Annotated in this window: 15 protein-coding genes; 9 read left to right on the top strand and 6 right to left on the bottom strand. The window is 71.3% G+C overall.

Annotated features, from left to right (window positions below; genetic code table 11):
• The first annotated feature begins 37 nt into the window (after positions 1 to 37).
• Genes ORV05_RS17225 through ORV05_RS17190 form a run of 8 tightly spaced genes read left to right on the top strand, consistent with a single transcriptional unit; the run spans position 38 to position 7,708 of the window.
• Positions 38 to 832 (top strand): MlaE family ABC transporter permease, encoded by a 795-nt coding sequence (locus ORV05_RS17225; protein WP_268759795.1) that lies wholly within the window; start codon positions 38 to 40, stop codon positions 830 to 832.
• On the top strand, positions 829 to 2,004 hold the full coding sequence (locus tag ORV05_RS17220; protein ID WP_268759520.1) for an MCE family protein: 1,176 nt from the start codon (positions 829 to 831) through the stop codon (positions 2,002 to 2,004). The genes ORV05_RS17225 and ORV05_RS17220 overlap by 4 nt, the downstream gene beginning before the upstream one ends.
• Entirely contained in the window at positions 2,001 to 3,026 is a 1,026-nt protein-coding gene (locus ORV05_RS17215; RefSeq protein ID WP_268759519.1) for an MCE family protein, read from the top strand. Before ORV05_RS17220 ends, ORV05_RS17215 begins: the two co-directional genes overlap by 4 nt.
• Positions 3,023 to 4,012: an MCE family protein gene (locus tag ORV05_RS17210; RefSeq protein ID WP_268759518.1), complete on the top strand. Its 990-nt coding sequence runs from the start codon at positions 3,023 to 3,025 to the stop codon at positions 4,010 to 4,012. The genes ORV05_RS17215 and ORV05_RS17210 overlap by 4 nt, the downstream gene beginning before the upstream one ends.
• The gene (locus ORV05_RS17205) at positions 4,012 to 5,022 is read left to right on the top strand and encodes an MCE family protein (protein WP_268759517.1); all 1,011 of its coding nucleotides are present in this window, start codon (positions 4,012 to 4,014) and stop codon (positions 5,020 to 5,022) included. Before ORV05_RS17210 ends, ORV05_RS17205 begins: the two co-directional genes overlap by 1 nt.
• Positions 5,022 to 6,029, top strand: coding sequence for an MCE family protein (locus ORV05_RS17200; RefSeq protein ID WP_268759516.1), 1,008 nt, complete (start codon positions 5,022 to 5,024; stop codon positions 6,027 to 6,029). Before ORV05_RS17205 ends, ORV05_RS17200 begins: the two co-directional genes overlap by 1 nt.
• Entirely contained in the window at positions 6,029 to 7,081 is a 1,053-nt protein-coding gene (locus tag ORV05_RS17195; protein ID WP_268759515.1) for an MCE family protein, read from the top strand. Before ORV05_RS17200 ends, ORV05_RS17195 begins: the two co-directional genes overlap by 1 nt.
• Before the next feature lie 54 nt (positions 7,082 to 7,135).
• Positions 7,136 to 7,708, top strand: a complete 573-nt coding sequence (locus ORV05_RS17190) for a hypothetical protein (RefSeq protein WP_268759514.1) — start codon at positions 7,136 to 7,138, stop codon at positions 7,706 to 7,708.
• A 233-nt stretch (positions 7,709 to 7,941) separates the two neighbouring features.
• Here the strand turns inward: ORV05_RS17190 and ORV05_RS17185 are convergent, their stop codons facing one another.
• The 5 genes from ORV05_RS17185 to ORV05_RS17165 all read right to left on the bottom strand — a co-directional run bounded on the left by ORV05_RS17185 (position 7,942) and on the right by ORV05_RS17165 (position 13,201).
• On the bottom strand, positions 7,942 to 9,258 hold the full coding sequence (locus tag ORV05_RS17185) for a helix-turn-helix domain-containing protein (protein WP_268759513.1): 1,317 nt from the start codon (positions 9,256 to 9,258) through the stop codon (positions 7,942 to 7,944).
• 216 nt (positions 9,259 to 9,474) lie between these two features.
• Positions 9,475 to 10,689 (bottom strand): PucR family transcriptional regulator, encoded by a 1,215-nt coding sequence (locus tag ORV05_RS17180; RefSeq protein WP_268759512.1) that lies wholly within the window; start codon positions 10,687 to 10,689, stop codon positions 9,475 to 9,477.
• 155 nt (positions 10,690 to 10,844) lie between these two features.
• A complete protein-coding gene (ligD, locus tag ORV05_RS17175) occupies positions 10,845 to 11,774 on the bottom strand; it encodes a non-homologous end-joining DNA ligase (protein ID WP_268759511.1) in 930 nt (309 codons plus the stop codon).
• 53 nt (positions 11,775 to 11,827) lie between these two features.
• The gene (locus ORV05_RS17170; protein WP_268759510.1) at positions 11,828 to 12,796 is read right to left on the bottom strand and encodes a sigma-70 family RNA polymerase sigma factor; all 969 of its coding nucleotides are present in this window, start codon (positions 12,794 to 12,796) and stop codon (positions 11,828 to 11,830) included.
• Between the two features lie 270 nt (positions 12,797 to 13,066).
• The gene (locus ORV05_RS17165) at positions 13,067 to 13,201 is read right to left on the bottom strand and encodes a hypothetical protein (protein WP_268759509.1); all 135 of its coding nucleotides are present in this window, start codon (positions 13,199 to 13,201) and stop codon (positions 13,067 to 13,069) included.
• A gap of 211 nt (positions 13,202 to 13,412) precedes the next feature.
• Between ORV05_RS17165 and ORV05_RS17160 the strand changes: the two genes are divergently transcribed.
• A complete protein-coding gene (locus ORV05_RS17160) occupies positions 13,413 to 13,808 on the top strand; it encodes an STAS domain-containing protein (RefSeq protein WP_268759508.1) in 396 nt (131 codons plus the stop codon).
• Here the strand turns inward: ORV05_RS17160 and ORV05_RS17155 are convergent, their stop codons facing one another.
• Entirely contained in the window at positions 13,809 to 14,381 is a 573-nt protein-coding gene (locus ORV05_RS17155) for a hemerythrin domain-containing protein (RefSeq protein WP_268759507.1), read from the bottom strand.
• Positions 14,382 to 14,393 lie beyond the last annotated feature (12 nt).

Here is a 14,393-nt window from a genome sequence, read left to right as displayed (position 1 = left end):
CGGCGGCAAGCACCGGCTGCTCAACGCCCAGCGGCCGATGAACGCCCTGGCGCGGCTGGGCGACCAGCTCGCGTTCTTCCTCCGCGCGCTGGCCTGGACCCCGAGGACCCTCACCCGCTATTCGCGCGAGGTGGTGCGGCTGCTGGCCGAGGTCGCCTTCGGCAGCGGCGCGCTCGCCGTCATCGGCGGCACCATCGGCGTGATGGTGGGCCTGTGCGTGTTCACCGGGACCGTGGTGGGGCTGCAGGGTTTTTCGGCGCTCGACCAGATCGGCACCTCGGCGTTCGCGGGCTTTCTGTCCGCCTACTTCAACACCCGCGAGATCGCACCGCTGGTCGCCGCGCTCGCGCTGTCTTCGACGGTGGGCTCCGGGTTCACCGCGCAACTGGGTGCGATGCGGATCTCCGAGGAGATCGACGCGCTCGAGGTGATGGCCGTGCGCAGCATGCCCTACCTGGTCACCACCCGGATCATCGCCGGGCTCGTCGCGATCGTGCCGCTGTACGTGGTCGGGCTGCTCACCTCCTACCTCGCCGCCCGCACCACCACGGTGTTCGTCTACGGCCAGTCCCCGGGCACCTACGACCACTACTTCAGCCTGTTCCTGCCGCCGGGGGACGTCGTGTGGTCGTTCGTGAAGGTGTTCGTGTTCAGTGTCGCGATCATCCTCACCCACTGCTTCTACGGCTACCGCGCCAGTGGCGGCCCGGCCGGGGTCGGGGTCGCGGTGGGCCGTTCGGTGCGGACCTCGATCGTCGTGGTCAGCATCCTCGACTTCTTCCTCAGCCTGGTGATCTGGGGTGCCACCACGACCGTGCGGGTGGCCGGATGAGCGAGCGCGGCAGGCGGTGGCGCTACCAGGCGCTGGGGCTGGTGTTCCTGGTCGTGCTGGCGGTGCTCGGCTGGCTCGCGGTGGCCGGCTACCAGAAGAGGTTCACCCCGGTGGTCTCCGTGGTGCTCCTGGCCGACCGGGCGGGCACCCAGCTCAAGGCCAACGCGGACGTGAAGGTGCGCGGGGTGCTGGTCGGTTCGGTGCGCGAGGTGAAGGTCCAGCCGGGCGGGGTCGAGGTCGGCCTCGCACTGGATCCGGGCCAGGCGGCCGGGATCCCCGGCAACGTCTCGGCCCGTCTGCTGCCGAAAACCCTGTTCGGGCAACGGTATGTGAGCCTCGTGCTGCCGGAGCGGCCCAGCGGGCCGATCGCCGCGGGCACGGTGATCCGGCAGGACCACAGCAGGCCCGCGGTGGAGGTGGAACAGGCGTTGCGGGACCTGTTGCCGGTGCTGCAGGCCGTCCAGCCGCAGAAACTCGCCGGCACGCTGGGGGCGATCGCGCAGGCGCTCGACGGGCGGGGAAGGCCGCTCGGCGAGACACTGGTGACGCTCAAGGACTACCTCGCGCAGCTCAACCCCGAGCTGCCCCAGTTGCGCGGCGCGATTTCGAAACTGGCCGATACCGCGCAGGCCTACACGGCGGCGGCACCGGACATCGTGGACGCCCTGGACGACCTGCGCACCACGGCGGGCACGCTCACCCGGCAGCGCGGCGACCTCGCGGACCTGTTCGCCTCGGTCACCGCAACGGCGAACGACGCCACCCGTTTCCTCGACGACAGCGGCCACACCCTGGTCGCGTTGTCCTCGGAGAGCCTGCCCACGCTGCGCCTGTTCGCCGAGTACGCCCCCGAATTCCCCTGCCTGGCCGAGGCCGCGGCCGGGCTGAAGCCCAAAGTGGACAAGGTGCTCGGCGCCGGGACGGCCGAACCGGGCCTGCACGTGGAGATCAAGGTCCGGCAGCCGCCCAAGGGACCCGCCGTCCCGCCCGGCGGAAGCGGTCCGCGGTGCGCGTCCGGCGGGTCCCCGGCCCCCGCGGGCAGCCCGGCCGGACAACAGCTGATCGCGGAGCTGCTGGCGGGCGCCGAAGGCGTGACGCCGCAGGAGATCCCGGGCTGGGCGGGACTGCTCGCCGGGCCCGTGCTGAGGGGAACGGAGGTGACGCTGCGATGAGAGGGAGACTGACCGGCCCGCTGCTCAAGGGGCTCGCGTTCACGGTGGTGGCCGTGCTCGCGACGGTGGTGCTCGGGCTCACCATCGCCAACGACTCCGGCGGCGAGACCAGCACCTACCGTGCCCGCTTCACCGACGTCACCTCGCTGAACCCCGGGGACGACATCCGGATGGCGGGGGTGCGGATCGGGCAGGTGGAGCGCATCCGGCTGGTGGACCGGCGCCTGGCCGAGGTCACCTTCACGGTGGACCGGGGCCGCCGGATCTCCGCCACCGCCCAGGCCACCGTCAAGTACCGCAACCTCATCGGCCAGCGCTACATCGCGCTGGAACAGGGCCGCGCCCCGCTCTCCGGCGGCATCCTGCCGGAAGGCGGGCTGATCCCCCTCGAGCGCACGCATCCGGCCCTGGACCTGACCGCGGTGTTCGACGGGTTCAAACCCCTGTTCCAGGCCCTGTCCCCGGCCGACGTCAACCAACTCGCGGGAGAGATCGTGCAAGTACTGCAGGGGGAGGGCGGCACGGTCGACGACCTGGTCCGGCACACCGCCTCCCTGACCACCGGACTGGCGGGCCAGGACCAGGTGATCGGGGAGGTGATCGGCAATCTCAACACCGTCCTCGACCGGGTCGACGCCCAGGACGGCAGGCTTTCCCAGCTGTTGCAGGTCACCCAGCAACTGGTCTCGGGACTGGCCGCCAACGCCAAGCCGCTCGGGGAGGCGATCGACGGGATCGGCCGGATGACCGGCAGCACCGCCGATCTCCTCCGCGACGGCCGCGCCCCGCTGCGGGCCGACATCGACGCACTGGGCACTCTGTCGGCGACCCTGGCCGACAACACCCCCGAATTCGAAAAGTTCCTCGGCCACCTGCCCGCCAAGTACGAGGCGATCGGCCGCATCGCCTCCTACGGCTCGTGGCTCAACTTCTACCTGTGCTCGGTGTCCTCCGACGCCGCTCCCGCTCCCGGCGGCGCTCCGGCCGGGGTTCCGCTGACCGATGCGCGGTGCCGCCGATGAGGTCGTTCCGTTCCCGCAGCCCGGTCCGGATCGGACTGGTCTCCGGTGTCCTGCTGCTGATCGCCGCCCTGCTCACGCTGTTCTGGGACGACCTGCCCGGCCTCGGCGGTACCACCTACACCGCGGAGTTCGGCGAGGCGGCCGGATTGAAGGCCGGTGACGAGGTCCGCATCGCCGGGACGAAGGCGGGCAAGGTGACCAGGGTGGCGCTGGCGGGCGACCACGTCGAGGTCAGCTTCCGCGTCGACGACGCGTGGGTCGGCGACCAGACGGTGGCCGCCATCCACCTGAAGACGGTGCTGGGGGCGAAGGACCTCGCGCTCGATCCGCGCGGCGACCACGACCAGGACCCGGCCCAGCCGATTCCCCGCGCCCGGACCGTCACCCCCTACGACGTCACCGACGCGTTCGGGGATCTGGCCACCACCGTCGACCAGCTGGACACGAGCAAGCTCGCCGACGCCTTCCGCGCCCTGTCCCAGACCTTCGACGCCACCACCCCCGAGGACGTGCGCGGTGCGCTGAACGGACTCGCGTCGCTGTCGCGGACCATCTCGTCCCGCGACACGCAGTTGAAGCAACTGCTCGCCAGCACCGCGAAGGTGAGCGGTGTGCTCGCCCAGCGCACCGACCAGGTGGCGCAGCTGATCAGCGACGGAACCGTGCTGCTGGGCGAGTTCCAGCGCCGCCGCGAGGCGATCGGCAGCCTGCTGGAGGGCACGCGCAGCCTGGCGCAGCAGGTGAAGGGGCTGATCGACGACAACTCCGCGCGGCTCGCCCCGGCACTGGAACAGCTGGACCGGGTCACCGATGTGCTGCAGCGCAACCAGAACACGCTCGACCGCAGCCTGAGCCTGGCGGGGCCGTTCTACCGCCTCGTCGGTGACGCCATCGGCAACGGCGCGTGGATCGACACCTACGTGTGCGGGCTCGTCACCACCGGCGCGACGGGCTGCATGCCCCCGAAACCGGGAGGAGGGCACTGATGAAGATCCTCCGGCACCCGCGGCGGTCCCGGCTCGCCGCGCTGGCCGCCATCGTGGTGCTGCTGGCCGCCGCGGCCGTGGTCGTCGTGCACGGCACGGCACGCACCCGCCATTTCACCGCCTACTTCACCACCGCGGTCGGGATCTACGCCGGTTCCGAGGTCCGCATCCTCGGGGTCCCGGTGGGCAGCGTGGACAAGGTCGAACCGCAGGGGCAGCAGGTGCGGGTGGAGCTGTCGGTCGACGCGCAGGTGCCGGTCCCGGCGGGCGCCGGGGCGCTGGTGGTCACCCCCAGCCTGGTCAGCGACCGGTATGTGCAGCTCAGTCCCGCCTACACGGGCGGGCCGGAACTGGCCGGGGGTTCGGTGATCCCGGTGGCGCGCACCGCCGTGCCGGTCGAGATCGACCAGCTGTTCCGCAGCCTCGACCGGCTCACCACCGCGCTCGGCCCGGACGGCGCCAACCGCGCCGGCGCGCTGAACGACCTGCTGGGCAGCCTGGCGAAGGACCTGACGGGCAACGGGCAGCAGTTCGGCGACGCCGTCCGGCAACTCGGGCAGGCCGCGGTCACCCTGCGCGATTCCCAGGGCGACGTCTTCTCCACCGTGGACAACATCGGCAGGTTCACGGCCATGCTGGCCGCCCACGACGACCAGATCGGCCGGTTCGCCGACCTGCTGGCGCAGGTCTCGGGCTACCTGGCGGGGGAGCGGGACACCTTCGGCGGCGCGCTGGACGAACTGGCGGGCGCACTGGGGCAGATCCAGGGTTTCGTGCGGGACAACCGGGCGCGGGTGAAATCCAATGTGGACAAACTGCTGGGCACCGCGCAGACGCTGGCGCGGCAGCGGGATTCGCTGTCGGAGGCGCTGAGCAGGGCGCCGGTGGCGATGAACCGCCTGCTGGCCGCCTACGATCCGGCCGTCGCGACCGTCAACACCCGCGCCGACCTCAACGAGTTCAGCATGGGCCCACCCGTCCTGCCGCTGCCGGGCGGGGGGAGCAACTGATGCGCCGCCGTTTCGCCCGCCGGGCACTGTCGCTGGCAGCGCTGTGTTCCCTCACCACGGGCTGTTCCTTCGGCGGCCTGTATTCCACGCCGCTGCCCGGCGGGGCGGAGCTGGGTGAGCACCCCTACCACGTCACGGCCGAATTCCGCGACGTGCTCGATCTGGTGCCCCAGTCGGCGGTGCAGGTCGACGATGTGCCGGTCGGGCGGGTCGAACGGATCGGGCTGTCGGACGACGGCCGCACCGCCGAGGTCACGCTCACCGTCAACGGGGACGTGCGGCTGCCCGCGAACGCGACCGCCGAACTGCGCCAGAGCAGCCTGCTGGGGGAGAAGTTCGTCGAACTCGCCGCCCCGGGCGACGAGCAGCCCGAGGGGACACTCGGCGACGGGGCGCGGATCCCGCTGGTGCGCACCAACCGCAATCCGCAGATCGAAGAGGTCCTCGGCGCGCTGTCGATGCTCCTCAACGGGGGCGGGGTGGGCCAGTTGCAGCAGATCAGCCGCGAACTCGGCACCGCGCTCGGCGGGCGCGAGCCCGATGTCCGCGCGCTGCTGTCCGAATTGGACACCTTCACCGCCGGGTTGGACCAGCACCGGGACGAGATCACCCGGGCGCTGCGGAACATCGACCGGTTGTCCGGATCGCTGGCCGGGCGCTCGGACGAGATCGCCGGGGTGCTGGCCGACCTAGGCCCGGGGATCGAAGTGCTGGCCCGGCAGCGGGACCAGCTGGTCGGCATGGTGAACGCGGTGGGCGGGCTGTCCTCGGTGGCCACCGACACCGTCACGCGCAGCAAGGACGATCTGCTCGCCGACCTGCGTGCACTGGAACCGACGTTGCGCAAGCTCAACGACGCCGGGCGGAAGCTGCCGGAGGCGATGGAGCTGCTGCTGACCTTCCCGTTCACCGACTCCGCCCTCGACGCCGTCAAGGGCGACTACCTCAACCTCTATCTGGACTACCACGCCCGTACCGGGCCGCCGCTGCCGCTGGGAGGTGGCTGATGATCACCCGGAAGATCCGTGTCCAGGTCGTGGTGTTCGCGCTGATCGCACTGACCGGGGTCAGCTACGTCGGCGCCCGCTACGCCGGGCTCGACCGCTGGCTGGGCGCGGGCGGATACGTGGTCCGCGCCGAGCTGGCTGAAGCGGGCGGGCTGTTCACCAATGCGGAGGTGACCTACCAGGGTGTGCCGATCGGCCGCGTCGGCCCGCTGCACCTGACCGGCAGCGGGATCGAAGCGGAGCTGCGGATCGACGCCGGCGCCCCACCCGTGCCCGCCGATCTCGACGCCGTGGTGACGAACCGGTCCGCCGTGGGCGAGCAGTACCTCGACCTGCGGCCGCGGCGCTCCGGCGCGCCCTACCTGACCGGCGGCTCGGTGATCGCGCAGGCCCGCAGCGCCCTTCCGCTGCCCAACGAGCAACTGGTGGTGGACCTGGACCGGCTGGTCTCCTCCGTGCCCCGGGAGGACCTGCGGACCGTGGTGGACGAGCTGTACCAGGCCACGCGGGACACCGGTCCGAGCCTGCAGGCGCTGCTCGACGCCACCACGAGCTTTACGCGCGAGGCGGCCGATCACCTGCCGCAGACGAAGCAACTGATCAACGACGCGAACACCGTGCTGGCCACCCAGGCCGCCAACGCCCAGGCCATCGCCTCTTTTGGCGCCGACGCGAAACGGATCGCCGCCACGCTCAAGGCCGCCGACGGCGACGTGTCCACCATCCTGTCGTCGGCACCGGCCGCGGCCGGGCAGATCGACGCCCTGCTGCGGGAGACCGGGCCGAACCTGTCCGCGCTGCTGGCGAACCTGCTCACCACCTCGCAGGTGTTCCTAGCCCGCCGGGACGGGGTGGAGCGGCTCCTCGTGGCCGCCCCCCAGGCGGTCTCCGTCGGCGAGAGCGTGATCGGCGGCGACAAGGCCGGATTCGGCCTGGTGACGACGTTCTTCGACCCGTTGCCCTGCACCGACGGCTACCAGGGCACCCGCTACCGCAACGGACTGGACACCGCACCGGCCCCGCTCAACACCGGTGCGGGCTGCCGCCACTGACTCCTGACGCCACTGACTCCACCGCAACCCCGGACACCCCGAAGGAGACCGAAGATGAGACCCCGCCCGCTCGCCGCCGCGCTGGCCGGATTCGCCGCGCTCACCCTCGCCGCCTGCTCGTCCCACCAGGACGCCTCCGGCGGTGCTCCCGCCGCTGGGGCCGCCGGGGTCAACAGCGCCGCGGTGACCTGGTCCGATCACGTGTGCGAGGTGGTGCGGGCCGGCGGGGTGAAACTGTCGCAACTGCCCGCCGTCGACCCGTCCGCGCCCGCCAGGGCGAAGGACAGCCTGGTGACCTACCTGGGTTCGCTGTCGGAGGCACTGACCGAACTGGCGGGCGGAATCCAGCGCGAGGGCGTGCCGCCGGTGCACGACGGCCAGGCCACGCTCGAGCGCGCGATGAGCACCCTCGACGCCAGCAAGTCCTCGGTGGAGACCGCGAAGGCGAAGCTGGCCGCCGCCGCGGTGACCGACCAGGCCACCTTCGAGCAGGCGGTTCGCGAGGCGAGCACGGCCTTCCAGCGGCTCGGCACCACGGACGGCCCCACCAAGGACCTCAAGGACAACCCCGAACTCGCCCAGGCGTTCACCCAGGCCCCCAACTGCCGCAACCTCGACACCGCCTAGCCTTTATCGAAGTGGTTTGCGTGGCGGTGCGGGTGGCGGAACCTCAGGGGCCTTCTCACTCCGGGATCGCCTCCTCATGAATGCCGATTCACCACGTCGGCGCTGTCCTCGTGAGAAGGCCCCTGAGAACCCGCGGCGGTGCAAGCTGAGTGGCGCAGGCGCAAGCGGCTCCGCCACTCAGGAAACGCAACCCCCGCTGGAAGGCATCCCTCACGGCCAAGGCAGTGAGGCGCTCAGGGGGTGAGCAGGCGTTGTGCGCGCAGGGCGATCTCCAGGTTCGACCGGCTTTCCGGATCGTTGAGCCGGTCGCCGAACAGCTCCTCCAGTTGCCGCATCCGGTACCGCACGGTCTGCGGGTGCACCCCGAGCCGTTCGGCCATGTCGGGGGCGGTACCGCTGGACTGGAGCCAGGCCAGCAGGGTCCGGCCGAGCCGCTCCCGCTGCTTTTCGGTGCGATCGGCCAGCGGCGCCAGGCAGCGGCGGATCAGCTCCCGGATCAGGAACTCGTCGGAGAGCAGCCACAACTCGGTCAGATGGTCGGTGGCCCGCACGACCGGTCCCGCCTCGATCACCGAGCGGGAAGCCAGTTCCATGGTCCGCCGGGCCCAGTGCAGCGACACCGCGGCGTCGGTGAACGGTACCGACGGACCGAGGGCGGCGCGCCAGCCTCGCAACGCGGCCTCCAGGTAGCCCGCGGGCAGCAGGCTCTCCTCGGCCAGCAGACAGGGCTGCTTGCCCTCGAGGTCCATCAGGATCTCGCTGTCCAGTTCGGGCGGTTCGAGCTGGTGCTGGTCGTCGCGCGGTTCCAGGGCCACCGCGATGATCCGGTCCGGGATCCGCCAGCCGGTGGTGGCGGCCAGCGCGGCGATCGCCTTCGGGGAGGCCGGCGGGTCCGCCAGCGCCAGTTCGAGCAGCTGCCGCCGCTGCCGCACCCTGGTGCCCGCGGCCCTGGCCTGCGCGGCGGCGTAGCCCTGCAGGGAGAGCGCGGAGATCTCGTCCACATAGGAGAAGATCGCCTCCGCGCCGACGCACAGGAATTCGGTGGACAGGCCCAGCGTCTGGCTCACCCCGGCGATGTAGCGCCACGCCACCCGGCCGCCGACCCGGTAGGCCGTCTGCAACTGGTTGAGGGACCGGCCTTCGGAGAACTCCACCTTGCCCAGATGGCGGAAGACGCTCATCCAGCCCTCCTGCGGGGCGGACGGGTTGCCGAGGTTGTCCAGGCAGTGCCGCACGGCCTGCTGGATCCCCTGCATGATCGTCTTGCCGAACGGTCCCTCCAGCGGGCGCGCGTACTCGGGCACCGCGAGCTGGACTTCGCGCAGGATCTCCCCGGCCATCGCGTCGGCGTGCGGCCGGAACGCGCGAGCGAGTTCCCGGGGCAGCGAGGCCCACAGCCTGCTGGCCCGGCCGATGGGGGCGCCGAGGACGGTTTCCGGCCGCCGTGGCTCGGGCGGGTACCGCCTCGGGTGGGAACCCGTGTCCCGTCGGGCGTCGGGACGCGGGACAGGTCTGCGCGCCGGGCGCGCGGTACCGGCATCGGTGACCATCTTTACCTCTGATCGCAACGAAAACGGGCGGCGCTGCCGTCGCAGCAGATCACTTTTTCCTGGCCGGGTCTTCCCGGGAGCAACAACATGGCACCTGGTCTCCGCCTTGGCAAGGATCTTGTGCGGGCTCGGAGCAGGGCGAACGTGCGATCGGCGCAACGCACCGCAGTGCGGTGACACCTTTGCGCCCCGGCTTTCGTCCCCGCCTGACAACTCTCACGTCCCGCCCGCCGCGGCGAGTAGTTCCGCGCGCAGCGCCAGGAGCATGCCGAACCGCTCGTCGGGGTCGTCCAGCCGGCCGCCGAGGAGTTCCCGCAACTGGTGCAGCCGTGCCCGCACCGTCTGGGGGTGCACCCGCAGACGTCGGGCGATCTCCGGTGCGCCGCCGCGGGTTTCCAGCCAGGCCAGCAGGGTCTGGCCGAGCCGCTCCCGCTGCCGGTCACCGAGCGAGTCCAGCGGGTGCAGCGCGCGGCGGCGCAGCTCGGTGGCGAGGAACTCCTCGCCGAGCAGCCACACCTCGGCCAGGTGGTCGGCACACCACAGGATGGGCGCGTCGGACTCGGGCGGGGGGAGCAGGCACAGCGCGCGGCGTGCCAGGCGGTGCGCGGCCGGGATGTCGGCGAGGGGGACGGTCGGGGACACCGCCGCCCGCCAGCCGTTCCAGCGCCCCGACAACGGCAGCAACTGCCCCCGGGGCCGGGTGGTGAGCAGGCACGGGGTGCTGCTTTCCAGGTCGACGAGCACGTCGTCGTCGAGCAGTTCGACGGGGAAGTCCGCGGTGCCGCAGGAGCCTTCCAGCGCGACCACCGCGGCCTGCTCCGGCAAGGGCCAGCCCGCGCCCCGCGACATGCCGTCCAGCGCGCCGGGTGCGGTCGGCGCGTCCGACAGCAGCAGTTCGAGCAGCTGCTTGCGGCGCCGCTCGATGGTGCCGCCGGCCAGGGCCTGGGTTTCGCTGTAGCCCTCCAGCGCGGTGGCCGACAGCTCCTCCACGTAGGCGAAGATGATCTCCGCGGAGTGGGCCAGCACCTGCGGCGAGGCGCCCGCTCGCCGCAGGACGGGGGCCACGTACTGCCACGCGACCCTGGCCCCGATGCGGGCGGCGGCCTGCAGCGAGTCGAGGCTGCGGCCTTCGAGGTACTCCAGGCGCCCGCGGGTGCGGAACATCTCCACCCATTCGTTGTGCACGATGCCGGGATTGCCGATGCTGTCGATCACGTGGCGCACTGCCTCCTCGAAACCCTCCGAGAAGACCTTGCCGAAGGTCCCGGTCAGCGGCCGGGAATAGGCGGGGACGGAGCGCTGCACCTCGTGCATGATCGCGGCCGCGATGCGGCCGGCGTGGGGGCGCAGCTCCACGGAGAGCCAGCGCGGGCCGGACGCGAGCAGTTCGGCGTTGCGGTTGCGGACCAGGGCCTGACCACCTTTCGTCACCGTGGGAGATCGTCGATGTTACGACGGTTCGCCATGGTGGTGAACGAGGAAAGCGCTATCAGGAATCGATGAGCGCGGAAATTGTCAGGCGCCGACGAATTCCGGTGCGGCCCGGTCGTTTTGTGGTTCACACCCGCGCGGCAACGGTCCCCGCGCTATTCGAGGCCGTCGCGCCCGGCCCATTCCAGCAGCGTGTCCAGTGAGTACACCGCCTCGTCGATACCCGCCTGCAGGTCCGAGAGGCGGGCGAACCGGCCGGGCACCGTGGCGATGGTGCAGTCGCCGGGTTCGACGTCGTCGATCTCGTCCCAGGTGATCGGGGTGGACACGGTCGCCTCCGGCACGCCGCGCACCGAATAGGCGGCGGCGAGGGTGTGGTCGCGGGTGTTCTGGTTGAAGTCCACGAACACCAGGGCCGGATCGCGGTCCTTGCGCCACCACGTGGTGGTCACGTCGCGCGGGGCCCGGCGTTCGACCTCGCGCGCGAAGGCGAGCGCGGCCCGCCGCACCTCCGTGAAACCCCAGCGCGGCTCGATCCGCACGGAGATGTGCAGGCCGCGGCCCCCGGAGGTCTTGGGCCAGCCGGTCGCGCCCAGTTCGCCGAGGACCTCCCTGGCCACCTGAGCGACCCGTCGTACCCGGTCGAATCCGCAGTCGGGACCCGGATCGAGGTCGATGCGCCATTCGTCGGGCCGTTCCGTGTCGGCCCGCCGCGAGTTCCAGGGGTGGAACTCGACGGTGGACATCTGCACCGCCCAGATCACGGCGGCCAGTTCGGTCACGCACAACTCGTCGGCATGGCGGTGGTAGCGGGGGAAGTGCACCCGCACGGTCTCCAGCCACGGCGGAGCACCCTGCGGGATCCGTTTCTGGTGCACCTTTTCCCCGGTGACACCGGACGGGTAGCGGTGCAGCATGCACGGCCGGTCCCGCAGGGCACGCACGATGCCCTCGCCGACCGACAGGTAGTAGTGCGCGAGGTCGAGCTTGGTTTCGCCGCGGGCCGGGAAATAGACCCGGTCCGGATGCGTGATCCGGACCGTGCGATCGCCGACCTCGAGCTCCACCGCGGAATCCTGGGCCATGGACCGAACCTAGCGCCGGCGGCTCCTTCCGGCGCGCGAAACGCGGCGGCGGGTCAGCCGGCCAGTGCCAGCAGGGACCGGCGCTGCTCGGGTTCGCGAAGCCGGGCCAGCGCTTCTTCCTCCAGCCGCCGTGCCTGCGCCCGCGTCACGCCGGCGTGCTCGGCGGTGTCCTTGAGCGTGCGCTCGCGGCCGTCGTAGAGCCCGTAGCGCAGGGTCAGGACCTTCTTCGCCAGCGGCGGAAGGCTGTCGAGCACCTCGGCCAGCCGTGCCGCCGAGGCCTGCCGCTCGATCGCCTCGCCCACCGGGTCGGCTTCGATGTCGCCGAGCAGTTCGCCCAGATCGGTGTCACCGTCGTCGCCGACGGGCGTGTCCAGGCTCGCCGCGACCCGGCCGACGTCCCGCAGCTCGGTCACGCGCGCGACCGGCAGGGACGCCGCCTCCGCGAGCTCCGCCACCGTCGGCTCGTGGTCGAGGTCCCGCCGCAGGGCGGCCTCCACCCGCTCGAGCTTGAGCAGCTGGTCGTTGGTGTGCTCCGGCAGGCGGATGGTGCGTCCGCCGAAGGCCACGCCGCGCTGGATCGCCTGCCGGATCCACCACATCGCGTAGGTCGAGAACTTGTAGCCCTTGGTGTAGTCGAACTTCTCCACCGCGTGGATCAGGCCGAGGTTGCCTTCCTGGATCAAATCGCCCAGCGGCAGCATGTGGTCGCGCCGTTTCCGGGCCGCGGCCACCACCAGGCGCAGGTTGGCCTGGATCATGTGACTGCGTGCCCGTTCGCCGTCGCGCACCACCGCGGCCAGGTCGCGCCGGTCCCTGGCAGGTTCCTGCTCACCGGCGTCGGCCCGCCGCAGCAGTTCCGCGGCGTAGACACCGGCCTCGATGCGCTTGGCGAGCTCGACCTCTTCGGTGGCCGAAAGAAGCGGGATGGTGCCGATAGCATTGAGGTAGCTGCCCACGGCGTCCGGCTCACCGGTCCGCGGCTGCGCCCGCCGGGAGGGCGCGGTAGTGGTGACTTTCGACAATGGTTTTCACCCCCGTTGAGGATCTGCCTGGTTCAACGGTGAGTGGGGTGGTGGCATTCCGTCGCATCGGTCACGTTCCGCGAGCATGCCCGCCCGCCGGCCCTTGTTCGTCCTGGTCGCCGTCCGCCGGTCGCCACGGACCGTCGCGATTTCACCAAGAACGGGTGAGAAGCGCTGGCCGTGAGGGGTCCCCTCACGGTCGTAACGGCAGCCGATACGACCGTGCAGGGGACCCCTCACGGCTCGCCGTGGCCTGCCCGGGCGGGGGGCCTATTCGCGCCCTCGCACGATGGTCGGCTCGAATTCGGCGTCGTCCCACAGCCGTTGTTCCGGCAGTGACTCGCCGTCGGAGCCTTCACGCTGGGTCTCCAGCACGTCGGAATCGGTAGGCCGGACGGTTTCCATGATCACTCCTTTGCGCGCGCGGAATGCCTGCGCGAGGGGTTTCCGGGTTACCGCTTGGAAAACTCCCCGCTTTGGGGGGTGAACCGCCACCCGGGCTGGTTGCGCGAAGTGAGATCACCATTAGGCTGCACCTGCGCGGTTGAGCCCACAGCCGTCCCTCGGCAGTACCGTTTCCCGTGCCGGCCGGCTTACCCAGAAGGGGGCAGCTGCCATGAGCCGCGAAGAGTTCCGTCCCACCGGTCCGGTGCCTGGGCAGCGCCCGTCGACCGGCGCGCTGGGCCTGCGGGTGCGGCGGCCGAACCCCGGCCAGGCCGTGCTCGAGGTCTCGGGCGAGCTCGACATGGCCACCGCGCCGCAACTCGCTCGCGCCCTGGACGAGCTGCGGTCCTCGCCGGACCGCGTGATCATGGTTGATCTCGCCGGTGTCGGGTTCCTGGGTTCGTCGGGCCTGGCGGTACTGGTCAACCTGCATCGCGAACTCGAACCCGGGCGCCTCCTGCGCATCGTGGCGCCTTCGCGCGACGCGTACCGGGCCTTCGCCGTGACCGGGCTGGCGGGCGAACTGCCGCTCTACCGCAGCTACGAAGACGCCCTCGCCACCCTGTGATCAGCGCTTGCCGCGCCCCGTGATCGTGTCGCGCAGCCGGTCCGCGACGGCCGCCATCCTGCCCAGGGTCTTCTGCACCCGGGCGCTGGACGGGGTTTCCGGATGCGGCCGGGTCGGCGCCCTGTCCTTCGCTGCGGCCATCTTTTCGCCCAGCTCCTCCAGCCGGGAGGAGTCCACCGCGGCGACCACCTTCGGCCACACCTCGTCCTGTTCGAAGGCGATGTGCCTGCGCCCGTCCCGCACGATCCGGGCGGCCATCTCGTCGAAGTCGGACTGCCCGGGTTCGGCCTTGCCGAGCGCGTCCAGTACTTGCTTGGCCGCGTACTCCTGGTCCTCGGCCCGCGCGGCCAGCTCCGCCCCGCCGGGCACCGATTCACGCACCATCGGCCAGAAGTACTGCTCTTCTATCGCCTCGTGCCGGGACTCCGCGATGACCAGCCTGGTCACCAGGCTCTTGCGGGCCCGCAACGCTTCCTCGCTCGCCCCGCCCGCCACCGTGGGAGCCGACTCGAGCCGGTCGAGCATCTCCAGTACCTGCCGGTGATCGTCACGCAGCAGCGTGATCGCGTCCATGACCAGGATCTC

The organism is Amycolatopsis cynarae, from assembly GCF_026802195.1.
GTDB classification, from domain to species: Bacteria; Actinomycetota; Actinomycetes; order Mycobacteriales; family Pseudonocardiaceae; genus Amycolatopsis_E; species Amycolatopsis_E rhizosphaerae.
The sequence above is the reverse complement of the archived record's forward strand: the minus strand, read 5'-3'. Positions and strand labels throughout refer to the sequence as shown.

Coding starts and splice junctions, on each gene's coding strand:
- ORV05_RS17225 (WP_268759795.1), top strand. CDS start 38: ATGAACGCCCTGGCGCGGCTGGGCGACCAGCTCGCGTTCTTCCTCCGC.
- ORV05_RS17220 (WP_268759520.1), top strand. CDS start 829: ATGAGCGAGCGCGGCAGGCGGTGGCGCTACCAGGCGCTGGGGCTGGTG.
- ORV05_RS17215 (WP_268759519.1), top strand. CDS start 2,001: ATGAGAGGGAGACTGACCGGCCCGCTGCTCAAGGGGCTCGCGTTCACG.
- ORV05_RS17210 (WP_268759518.1), top strand. CDS start 3,023: ATGAGGTCGTTCCGTTCCCGCAGCCCGGTCCGGATCGGACTGGTCTCC.
- ORV05_RS17205 (WP_268759517.1), top strand. CDS start 4,012: ATGAAGATCCTCCGGCACCCGCGGCGGTCCCGGCTCGCCGCGCTGGCC.
- ORV05_RS17200 (WP_268759516.1), top strand. CDS start 5,022: ATGCGCCGCCGTTTCGCCCGCCGGGCACTGTCGCTGGCAGCGCTGTGT.
- ORV05_RS17195 (WP_268759515.1), top strand. CDS start 6,029: ATGATCACCCGGAAGATCCGTGTCCAGGTCGTGGTGTTCGCGCTGATC.
- ORV05_RS17190 (WP_268759514.1), top strand. CDS start 7,136: ATGAGACCCCGCCCGCTCGCCGCCGCGCTGGCCGGATTCGCCGCGCTC.
- ORV05_RS17185 (WP_268759513.1), bottom strand. CDS start 9,258: ATGGTCACCGATGCCGGTACCGCGCGCCCGGCGCGCAGACCTGTCCCG.
- ligD (WP_268759511.1), bottom strand. CDS start 11,774: ATGGCCCAGGATTCCGCGGTGGAGCTCGAGGTCGGCGATCGCACGGTC.
- ORV05_RS17165 (WP_268759509.1), bottom strand. CDS start 13,201: ATGGAAACCGTCCGGCCTACCGATTCCGACGTGCTGGAGACCCAGCGT.
- ORV05_RS17160 (WP_268759508.1), top strand. CDS start 13,413: ATGAGCCGCGAAGAGTTCCGTCCCACCGGTCCGGTGCCTGGGCAGCGC.
- ORV05_RS17155 (WP_268759507.1), bottom strand. CDS start 14,381: ATGGACGCGATCACGCTGCTGCGTGACGATCACCGGCAGGTACTGGAG.